Origin of the sequence: Paenibacillus tyrphae (assembly GCF_027925525.1) — a bacterium.
Classification (GTDB): Bacteria; Bacillota; Bacilli; order Paenibacillales; family NBRC-103111; genus Paenibacillus_G; species Paenibacillus_G tyrfis_B.
In genome coordinates this window covers 1-11,225 of sequence record NZ_BSDJ01000036.1, presented here as the reverse complement: position 1 = coordinate 11,225, position 11,225 = coordinate 1, and the positions used below count along the sequence as shown (strand labels likewise).

Genomic DNA, 11,225 nt, shown 5'->3' with positions numbered 1-11,225 from the left:
CCGCATCTGCATCATTCCTACACACAAAACTTTACTCCTTAGTCTACCGCATGACCAGTTTTCAGAACAAGCCTCGAATCCTACAGGGAATACCTGAGGGAAGTTTGCAGCATGACGAATCGAATAAACGATCTAGGTTCCGCCCTTGTTGCAGGCGATATTACCGTATGCCAGGCGCTTTAAAAAAGAGGGTACGAACATTAAGAACAACATCGCGGAGGTTAGCCCTTAACTAATTTTAATAACAGAATACATCATACCTGAGGAGAGATTATGATATGACAGTGAACACATTCGAAGCCTTGGAATCCAATGTTAGATCTTATTGCCGTTCGTTCCCGGACGTTTTCGTACGTGCCAAAGGCTCCGTCCTATATGCACAGTCCGGAAAGTCGTATATCGATTTTTTCGCCGGTGCGGGCGCTTTGAACTACGGACACAATAACGACTATATCAAAGAGCGACTCATCAGTTATTTGCAATCGGACGGCATCAGCCACGGGCTGGACATGTACACTTCAGCCAAGGAAACGTTTCTGCAGACGTTCTCGGACAAAATTCTGAAGCCACGCGGTCTGAACCACAAGGTTCAATTTTGCGGTCCGACGGGGACCAATGCGGTAGAGGCGGCTTTCAAGCTGGCGAGAAAAGTCAAAGGCCGGACCGGCATATTTGCCTTCATTGGCGCGTTTCACGGCATGTCGCTCGGCAGCTTGGCTGCCACCAGCAGCCTGTATCACCGCGAAGCGGGCGGGGTTCCGCTGCACGACGTGACCTTCATGCCTTTCCCGGCAGGCTTTATCGACGGATTGGACACGATCGGATACATGGAGGCGATTCTGACGGACGACCATTCGGGTATCGCCAAACCGGCAGCGATCATCCTCGAAACGATCCAGGCGGAAGGCGGTCTGAACGAAGCACCGATCGAATGGCTCCGCCAGCTGCGCGACTTGTGCGACCGTCACGACATTCTGCTCATTTGCGACGAAATCCAAGTCGGATGCGGACGGACGGGCCCGTTCTTCTCCTTCGAGCGCGCAGGCATCGTTCCCGATCTGGCCGTGCTTTCCAAATCGATCAGCGGTTACGGGCTGCCGATGTCCTTGCTGCTGCTGAAGCCGGAGCTCGACGTCTGGAAGCCGGCGGAGCACAACGGCACATTCCGGGGGAACCAGCTTGCTTTCGTCGGCGCCACGGCTGCTCTCGAATTCCGCGAACAGACCGGATTGGAGGCGGAAACGGAGCGCAAAGCGAAATTCGTCGAGCAATTCTTGAAGGAGCAAATTTTGCCGATCGATCCGCGTCTCACGGTAAGGGGCAGAGGGCTCATGTGGGGAATCGACACGTCGGGCAGCGGGGATGAAACGCTCTCCAAAGCGATTGCCTCGCGCTGCTATGAGCTCGGGGTTGTCATCGAGCGGGCGGGACGTAACGATGCGGTCGTCAAGCTGATGCCTGCGCTCACGATTCCGATGGAGGAGCTTGCCAAGGGCTGCGAGATTTTGAAGCAGGCCGTAACGGAATGCTGCGCGTCGAACTTGCTTCAACCGGAATTGGTCTGAGGTCCGGCCGGCGGGTGATGGAGTGGAGAAATCATATTCGGTTCACCATTTTATTGGGGGAGTGAATGTTATTGATGAATAAAAGAGTTCTGACGTTGCTGTTGTCATGCCTGCTGCTTTGGGCTGCCGTTGCAGCGCCTGCTTCCGCTGCCGCACCCGACCCGAACTTATCTGGCGTTCCCGGAACTTGGGCGCCCGGCGCTACACCGAGCAACCTGAATCCGAACTACCCGGTCATTCTGTTCGTACAAGGCTTAACAGCAAACGCCGGAACTTGGTACGAAACGAACGATATGTACCAAACGGCTTACAATAACGGGTATCAAACCGCTTTTGTCGAGCTGTACGATTCCGGAGGCCCGTCGAAAAACATGTGGGATAACGGCAAGCTGCTTGCCGATAAAATCGTGGAAATTTCCAAGGCATTCCCGGGCAAAAAGCTCGTGATCGTCGCCCACAGCAAAGGCGGGGTAGACTCGCAAACGGCTCTCGTGCATTACGGCGCGTATCCGTACGTTTCGCACGTCATCACTTTAGGAAGCCCTCACCATGGATCGCAGCTCGCCGATTTGGCGTACTCCGACTGGGCGGGATGGCTGGCGGACCTGATCGGTTATAAGACTGAGGGCACCTACTCCATGCAAACGTCTTACATGAACTATTTCCGTTCGATTACCGATTCGCACGCCAACGTTTCGAAGAACAAGATTTATACGTTCGCCGGCGACGGCTGGCACGATTCTAGTCTGATTTACCTTGCTGGAGGGCTGTATTTATCGAAATTCGGTCCGAACGACGGTGTCGTAACGGTCAGCAGCGCCCACAATCCCAAGGGCACTATGGTGAAGATCGGACCGTGGGACCACAAGGTGGTTCACAACGGCACGCCGATGTTCCCGCTGATCAAGCCTTATTTGGCGGCTTCAGCCGGATTGGCAGCGGAGGCGGAAGGCGGCAGCGCCGGACAAAGTGCGGCTCGGGAAACGAATCCGTTGGACCGGGTTCAACCCGGCAGCACGCTGATCCGTGGAGGCAAGCATGAAAGCATCGCCGTCGAGCGTTTTCCCGTGGAGAACGATGTGCGGAGCATCACCTTCGACTGGATTGCCGATCAACCGGCCGACCGCCTGGAATTGATTGCGCCGAACGGCGAGAAAAGAACGGTTGATGTCAAGGTAGAGCAGGATCAGGAGCTGTTCAAAAACGGCTGGCACCATACGGCGGTCGTTGCTAAGCCGGAACAGGGCGAGTGGACGCTGCAGGCGCAATCCAAAAAGCCCGGCGCGCATCTGCTGACGGTTCAATACGATTCGGCACTTTCCGATTCGCTCAAGATGACGACACATGACAAGCAAAAATTCCGTGTCGAAGCCGACGGCAGCGGATTGTCCTCCAACAAGCTCAACATTCGTTACAATGTGAGCTTTATCCCTGAGCAAGGCAATCCGGGCAAAAAGCAAGTTCAATCGTTGAAAAAACAAGCGGTGGCAGGCGCGAATAACGAATTGGATCTGACGGCAGCCCAAGAACCGGGCGTCTACCAAACGTCCGTCGAGGTTCAGGGTGTGACGGCGCAAGGCGCTCCGTTTGAAAGATCCCTGCTCCGCTCGGTCTATGTCGATAAACAGGGGGGAAGGCACTAACCGACGCCTATGACGATCGAAGTTTACGCGGTCCGGTTATCCGGGGAGCCCGAGGCCGGCATTATGCAGCAGCTATACGATTGCGTATCGGAAGAAAAGCAAGCGAAAGCCGCAAGCTTGAAGCAGCCTGAGGACCAGTGCAGAACATTGGTCGGGGAAGCGCTAGCGCGGTGGCTCATCGGGCAAAAATGGGGACTTCGCCCCTCGGATATCCGGTATATCCATAATGCTTACGGAAAGCCGTCTTTAGACGGTTTTCCGAATATTCATTTCAACGTGTCCCATTCCGGCGAATGGGTTGTGTGCGCCATCTCGGAGCAGCCGGTAGGCATCGATATCGAACGACAGCAGTACATCGATTTTTCATGGTCCTATCATTATTTCGCTTCCGAAGAAGCATACGATTTGCAGCAGCGCCCGTTTGCGGAGAGGTTGCCTTATTTTTACGATCTGTGGACTTTGAAGGAAAGCTTTATTAAGCAAAGAGGGGTCGGGCTTTCTCTTCCTTTGGACCGCTTCGCGGTGCGGGTAACGTCGGAGGGCAATCCCGTCCTGCTGCATAGCCCGGATTTGAAGGAGTACTGGTTTAAGCAGTATCCTGTAGACGGTCCGTACAAGCTGGCCGTATGCGGGCAGGAACGCGATTTTGCCGAAGAGCTGACCGTCCTGCCGTTCGACACGTTCTTGAAATCGCTAGTATCTGTACAGCCCGTTTCGTAGACGGGCCATAATATGATGAGCTCTGCGGGCTGAATAAGCCCGCTTGCTCTTGAACAATGATTTTCCAGTACCTTGGGTTGCGGGCCTACCTTACGAATCCCTATGCCAGGAGAGTGTCGATGTGAGCGAGAATAAAAATAAATTGTATGCTTTAACCCAAGCGCAGCGAAGAATTTGGAATATGGAAATGATGTATCCGAATACGACCGTCGGAGCTATTGGAGGAACTTTATTCATAAGGGGACACGTCCAAACCGACGTTTTGATGCAGTCGGTTTATAAATTGATAAGAGAGTACGATGCTTTCCGTATCCGGATCGCTCCTTCCGAAGCCGAACCGATGCAATGGTTCGAAGAGGAATCGAACATCATCCCCGAGTGCGATTATCTGGAAATGGGGAGCGTCGAGGAAGCGAAGGAATGGCAGGAGCGTTTTAATAGAATACCGATAAGCATTTTTGATGAGAAGTTGTATCACTTTTGTGTTTTTAACATTAACAATGAAGAACACTGGTTTAACCTGAAAATCAACCACATTATTGCCGACGGCGTAGCATCGCACATCATCGTCAACACGGTCATGCAAAACTATATGGATTTGCTGAATGGAACCGTGCCGGATCAGAAAGCCAAAAGCTCTTATCTCGATTATATTTATGCCGAACAGGAATACGAGAGGTCGGAACGTTACCAAAAAGATAAGGCCTACTGGTTGGACAAATTCAAATCGTTCTCAGAAATTACCGCCATCAAACCAAATACGCCTTACGCTATAAGCACGGAGGCCAGAAGAGCAAGCGTTCCCCTTACCCATAAACGTTATGAACAATTGAAGCAATTCAGCGAGCAGAATAACGTCAGTATATTTACTTTGTTTTTGGCATCCTTGTATATCCTTCTTCATAAAGTAACCGGAAATCAAGATATTACGGTAGGCACGATTTATGCAAACCGGACGTCGAAGCAAGAAAAAGAGACGATCGGGATGTTTGTAAGCACCGTTGCGACGCGTATGCTGCTGGACCCGGATCAGAGTGCAGCAACTTTTCTGCATCATGTATCCAAAGAACAGAAGTCGAACCTCCGCCATCAGAAATATCCGTACAATCAGCTCATCCAGGATTTGAGAAAAGAAAACAAGCAACACGACATTCCGGAATTGTTTCGGGTGGATATTGAATATTTGCCGCTTACCTGGTCCCACTACGATGACCTCAGCGTTCTGCAAAACAGCCGTTTTTGCGGACACGAAGTGGGGGATTTTGCCATTCACGTCGTGGACATGATCGATGACGGGCGGATTGAATTGAATTTCGATTACCGCATTCAGTTGTTCGAGGAACATGAAATCCTGCGCATTGCCGAACAGATGATTGCGATTATCGAACAAATTATACAGAACCCTCAGCAGACGGTGCGCGAGCTGTCCATGCTGAGCGAAGAAGAGAAAAGCAAGATATTGACCCAGTTTAACCCGGTATTACCCGAGGTTCCGCACAATAAGCCGTTCCACCGGTTGTTTGAGGAACAGGCGGCGCGCAACCCGGAAGCGGTAGCGGTCGTGTACGAGGATAAGCAGTTGACCTACGGGGAGTTGAACGAACGGGCGAATCGGTTGGCCGGCACGCTGCGCGAGGGTGGCATCGGCCGGGAATCGATCGTCGGCATTCTAGCCGACCGTTCGGTGGACCTGTTGGTCGGCGTCATGGCGGTATGGAAAGCGGGAGGCGCGTATGTGCCGCTCGATCCGGACTATCCGTCCGACCGCATCCGGTTCATGCTGGAGGATAGCGGTGCAGCGGTATTGCTGACACAAACCCATCTGCAGGAGCGCGCCCAAGCGTGGCTGGCGGAAGATGCTGCGCTGCAAAGCATGCGCTGCCTCTGCCTCGATGACGAACATTCGTTCGGCGGAGATGGTGCGAACGGGCCTGACACAAGCGAGCCGCACGATCTGGCGTACGTCATCTACACGTCGGGCACGACGGGACGGCCGAAAGGCGTTATGATCGAGCACCGCAGTCTGGTGAATACGGCAGCGGCTTACCGCCGGGAATACCGGCTGGATCAGTTCCCGGTGCGGCTGCTGCAATTGGCGAGCTTCTCCTTCGACGTATTCGTCGGGGATATTGCCCGGACGATGTACAACGGCGGAACGATGGTCATTTGTCCGAAGGACGACCGCATCGATCCGACCCGTTTATACGGCTGGATTCGCGATTGGCGGATTACCGCGTTTGAATCGACGCCTGCGCTGATCGTGCCGTTCATGGAATATGTAGCGGAGCAGGGCTTGGATATGAGCTCGATGGAGCTGCTGATCACAAGCTCGGACAGCTGCAGTGTGGCTGACTATCGGCTGCTGCAGGAGCGCTTCGGTTCGCAGTTCAGAATCATCAACGCGTACGGGGTAACGGAAGCGGCGATCGATTCAAGCTTCTACGACGAGTCCCTGGACAAGCTGCCGGAGGCGGGGAATGTGCCGATCGGCAAGGCTTGGCTGAACGCCCGGTTCTACATCGTGGATGCGAAGTTGAATCCGGTACCGGTGGGGGTATTGGGCGAGCTGTGCATCGGCGGTCCGGGCGTGGCCCGAGGATATTTGAACCGACCGGAACTGAACGAAGAGAAGTTTGTCGACAGCCCGTTCGTCCCCGGAGAGCGGTTGTACCGCACAGGCGATTTGGCGCGCTGGATGGAAGACGGCAACGTGGACTTTATCGGCCGGATCGACTATCAGGTGAAGATTCGCGGCTACCGGATCGAACTGGGCGAGATTGAGTCGGCGATGCTCCGTTTCGCCGGGGTTCGTCAAGCCGTTGTGACGGATTGGACCGATGAGCGGGGTCAAAAATATTTGTGCGGTTACGCGGTTGCGGAGCAAGAGCTCGATCTGGACGAGCTGCAATCGTATTTGGATCAAACGCTGCCGTCGCATATGGTTCCGGCGCGTCTGGTGCGTCTGGAGCAGCTGCCGCTTACGCCTAACGGCAAGGTGGACCGCAAAGCACTGCCCGAACCGGAAGGAAACGTTCAAGCCGGAGCGAAATATGCGGCGCCCCGTACGGCGGCGGAGCTGGCACTTGCTTCGGTATGGCAAGCCGTGCTGGGGGTAGACAGGGTCGGGATACTGGATAACTTCTTTGCGCTCGGCGGCGACTCGATTAAAGCGCTGCAGGTGTCTTCGAGACTGCTTCAGACCGGCTATAAGATGGTGATGCGCGATTTGTTTCATCATCCGACCATAGCGGCGCTCAGTCCGCATCTTCAAACGGCCGGCAAAATCGCGAGCCAGGAAGAAGTAACGGGCGACGTGGCGCTCACGCCGATTCAGCGGTGGTTCTTCGAGCAAAATCCGGCCGATCTGCATCACAGCAACCAGTCCTTTATGCAGTACCGTCAGCAAGGCTTCGACGAAGCGGCGCTGCGCCAGACGATGAAGAAGATCGTCGAGCATCACGACGCGTTGCGTACGGTATACCGGAACACCGAAAACGGCGTCTACGCGGCCTGGAACCGGGGAATCGACGAAGGCGAGCTGTACAGCTTGGAAGTCGTGGACTTGACCGGCACCGAGGACTGCGATGCAGCGATTGAAGCGAAGGCAAACGAAATTCAAGGCGGCATCGACCTTGAAAACGGGCCTCTCGTAAAGCTGGGTCTGTTCCGCTGCGCGGATGGCGACCATCTGCTGATCGCCATTCATCATCTGGTCGTGGACGGCGTGTCCTGGCGCATTTTGTTCGAAGATCTGGCTACGGGCTATGAACAGACTTTAAGCGGTCAAGCGATCCGGTTTCCGCACAAAACGGATTCGTTCCGGACGTGGGCCGAGCAATTGTCCCTCCATGCCAATAGTCCGGCGATGCAGTCCGAACGGGCGTACTGGCAGGGGATCGAGCAAGCCGGGAATGTCCCGCTACCTAAAGATTACGAGCAAGGCAAGTCGCTGCTCCAAGACAGCGATGTAGTGACCGTAAGATGGACGGCACAGGAAACGGAACAGCTCTTGAAGCAGGCGCACCGCGCCTACAATACGGAGATGAACGATCTGCTGCTTGCCGCGCTGGGCATGGCCGTGCGCCAGTGGACCGGGCTCAACCGGGTGCTTGTGAATCTGGAAGGCCACGGGCGGGAAGACATCGTGAAGGATGTCGACATTACGCGCACAGTAGGTTGGTTCACGAGCCAGTTTCCGATCGTGCTGGAGACAGGCCAGGGCCATACCGTTTCCCAGCAGATCAAGCAGGTCAAGGAAGGGCTGCGCCGTATTCCGAACAAGGGAATCGGCTACGGAATCCTGAGATATTTGTCCGCTCCGCAAGAGGGCGAGCGCTTTGTCCTGGAGCCGGAAATCAGCTTTAACTACTTGGGGCAGTTCGATCAGGACTATGACAGCAACGGAATGAAGCCTTCTCCATATTCCACCGGTTCGGACGTCAGCAGGAACGCGACGATGGATTTTGCGCTGGACATGAACGGCATGGTTACGGAAGGTGCTTTGGAATTGACCATCCGGTACGGCACAACCCAGTACCGCCGGGAAACGGTGGAGCGGTTCGGCGAGCTGCTTCAGTCGAGCTTGCGGGAAGTGATTGCGCACTGCCTGGGGAAAGAACGGCCGGAGCTGACGCCAAGCGACGTCCTGTTGAAAGGACTGACCGTGGAAGAGCTCGAACAGCTGGCGGAGCGCATCGGGACGATGGGCGAACTGGAAAATGTGTATACGTTGACCCCGATGCAGAAAGGGATGCTGTTCCACAACCTGATGGACTCCGAATCAGGTGCCTATTTCGAGCAGGTGACGTTCGATCTGCAGGGAAGCCTCGATGTTGGGGCTTTCTCCAGAAGCCTGGACTTGCTGGTACAGCGGCATGAAGCGCTGCGGACCAATTTTATAAGCGGCTGGAAGGACGAGCCGGTACAGGTCGTATTCCGCCAGCGGAGCTGCGAGCTTCATTACGAAGATGTGAGCGGACTGCCGGAGTCGGAACGCGAGAAATATGCCGCCGATTTTGCGGCCTTGGACAAGGCCAAAGGATTTGATCTTGTGCAAGACTCGCTGATGCGCGTGGCAATTCTGCGTACCGGAGAGCAAGCCCATCATTTCATCTGGAGCCATCATCATATTCTGATGGACGGCTGGTGCATGTTCTCCATGATTAAGGAAGTGTTCGACGGCTACTTTGCGTTCCACGAGCAAAGGCAGCCCGAGCTGGCCCCGGTGACGCCTTTTGCCCAGTATATCGAGTGGCTGGATAAGCAGGACATGAATGCGGCGTCGAGCTATTGGAGCGATTACTTGGCCGGCTACGATCAACAGACGCTGCTGCCCCAAGAGAAATCGCGGCACAAGCAGGAAGGCTATGTTCCGATCGAAATGGACTTTGAGCTCAGCAAGGAGCTGAGCGAGCGGGTCGAACGGGTGGCCAGACAAAACCAGGTAACGGTCAGTACGCTTGTTCAAACGGTATGGGGCCTCATGCTGCAAACGTACAACAATAGCAAGGATGTCGTGTTCGGCTGCGTCGTGTCGGGCCGTCCGGCAGACATCCCGGGCGTGGAAAGCATGATCGGTCTGTTCATCAATACGATTCCGGTGCGCATTCAAAGCACGGCAGGGGAATCGTTCGCAGATGTGATGCGAAGAACGCAGGAGCAAGCGCTGGCTTCGGGCGCCTACGATACTTATCCGCTGTATGAGATTCAGGCGCTGAGTGAGCAGAAACGGGAATTGATCAGCCACATCATGGTGTTCGAAAATTATCCGGCCGAGCAGCGGATCGAACAAATGGTCGGCGGTGGCAAAAAAGCGCTGGCCATATCCAACATCGAAGCGCCGGAGCAAACGAACTATGACTTTGACGTGACCGTCATCCCGGACGAACGTATCCTCCTCCGGTTCAGCTATAATGCGGTGACATTCAACGAATCGGGCGTCCGGCGAATCTTCGGTCATTTCGCCCGAATGATGGAGCAAGTTGCGGCCAACCCGAACATCGGCGTGAACGAGCTGGGGCTGCTCACCGATTCGGAGAGCGAGCAGATTATCGAAGGCTTCAACCCGGCGCTGCCTGAGCTGCCGCCGGAGAAAACGTTCCACCGACTGTTCGAAGAGCAGGCGGCGCGTACTCCGGAAGCGACGGCGGTCGTGTACGAGGACAAGCAGTTGACGTACGGGGAGCTGAACGAGCAAGCGAACCGGCTGGCTTACACGCTGCGCGAGGGCGGCATCGGCAGAGAGTCGATCGTCGGCATTTTAGCCGACCGTTCGGTGGACCTGCTGGTCGGCGTCATGGCGGTCTGGAAAGCAGGGGGCGCGTATGTGCCGCTCGATCCGGAGTATCCGTCGGAGCGCATCCGGTTCATGCTGGAGGACAGTGGGGCTACGGTGCTGCTGACGCAAACTCATCTGCAGGACCAAGCCCAAGCGTGGCTGGCGGAAGATGCGGCGCTGCAAAGCGTGCGCTGCCTCTGCCTTGACGACGAGCAGTCGTACGGTGGTGACGGAGCAAACGGGCCTGACGTGAGCGAGCCGCACGATCTGGCGTACGTGATTTACACGTCAGGCACGACGGGACGGCCGAAAGGCGTTATGATCGAGCACCGCAGCCTGGTGAATACGGCCGCGGCCTATCGCCGGGAGTACCGGCTGGATCAGTTCCCGGTACGGCTGCTGCAATTGGCGAGCTTCTCCTTCGACGTATTCGTCGGGGATATCGCGCGGACGCTGTACAACGGCGGAACGATGGTCATTTGCCCGAAGGACGACCGGATCGATCCGACTCGTCTGTATGGCTGGATTCGCGACCGGCAGATTACGATCTTCGAATCGACGCCTGCGCTGATCGTGCCGTTCATGGAATATGTAGCGGAGCAGGGTCTGGATACGAGCTCGATGGAGCTGCTGATCACAAGCTCGGACAGTTGCAGCGTGACGGACTACCGGCTGCTGCAGGAGCGCTACGGCTCGCAGTTTAGAATCATCAACGCGTACGGGGTAACGGAAGCGGCGATCGATTCGAGCTTCTACGACGAGCCGTTGAGCAAGCTGCCGGAGGCGGGGAATGTGCCGATCGGCAAGGCGTGGCTGAACGCCCGGTTCTACATTGTGGATGCTCACCTGAACCCGGTGCCGGTAGGTGTGCTGGGCGAGCTGTGCATTGGCGGCGTCGGCGTAGCCCGGGGGTACCTGAACCGACCGGAGCTGAACGAAGAGAAATTTGTCGACAGCCCGTTCGTCCCGGGAGAGCGGCTGTACCGTACAGGGGACCTGGCGCGCTGGATGGAAGACGGC

At 55.6% G+C, this 11,225-nt stretch carries 4 protein-coding genes; all 4 read left to right on the top strand.

Features of this window, described 5'->3' with window-relative positions; all coding sequences use genetic code 11:
* The first annotated feature begins 284 nt into the window (after window positions 1-284).
* Window positions 285-1,565 carry a diaminobutyrate--2-oxoglutarate transaminase gene (gene ectB / locus QMG93_RS29685; protein WP_281943106.1) on the top strand — a complete coding sequence of 427 codons (1,281 nt, stop codon included), beginning with the start codon at window positions 285-287 and terminating at the stop codon, window positions 1,563-1,565.
* Between the two features lie 74 nt (window positions 1,566-1,639).
* Entirely contained in the window at window positions 1,640-3,208 is a 1,569-nt protein-coding gene (locus QMG93_RS29680) for an esterase/lipase family protein (RefSeq protein WP_281942979.1), read from the top strand.
* A 9-nt stretch (window positions 3,209-3,217) separates the two neighbouring features.
* Window positions 3,218-3,928, top strand: a complete 711-nt coding sequence (locus QMG93_RS29675; RefSeq protein WP_281942977.1) for a 4'-phosphopantetheinyl transferase family protein — start codon at window positions 3,218-3,220, stop codon at window positions 3,926-3,928.
* 121 nt (window positions 3,929-4,049) lie between these two features.
* The coding region (locus tag QMG93_RS29670; protein ID WP_281942975.1) for a non-ribosomal peptide synthetase at window positions 4,050-11,225 on the top strand (7,176 nt) is incomplete at its 3' end.

Coding starts and splice junctions, on each gene's coding strand:
- QMG93_RS29680 (WP_281942979.1), top strand. CDS start 1,640: ATGAATAAAAGAGTTCTGACGTTGCTGTTGTCATGCCTGCTGCTTTGG.
- QMG93_RS29675 (WP_281942977.1), top strand. CDS start 3,218: ATGACGATCGAAGTTTACGCGGTCCGGTTATCCGGGGAGCCCGAGGCC.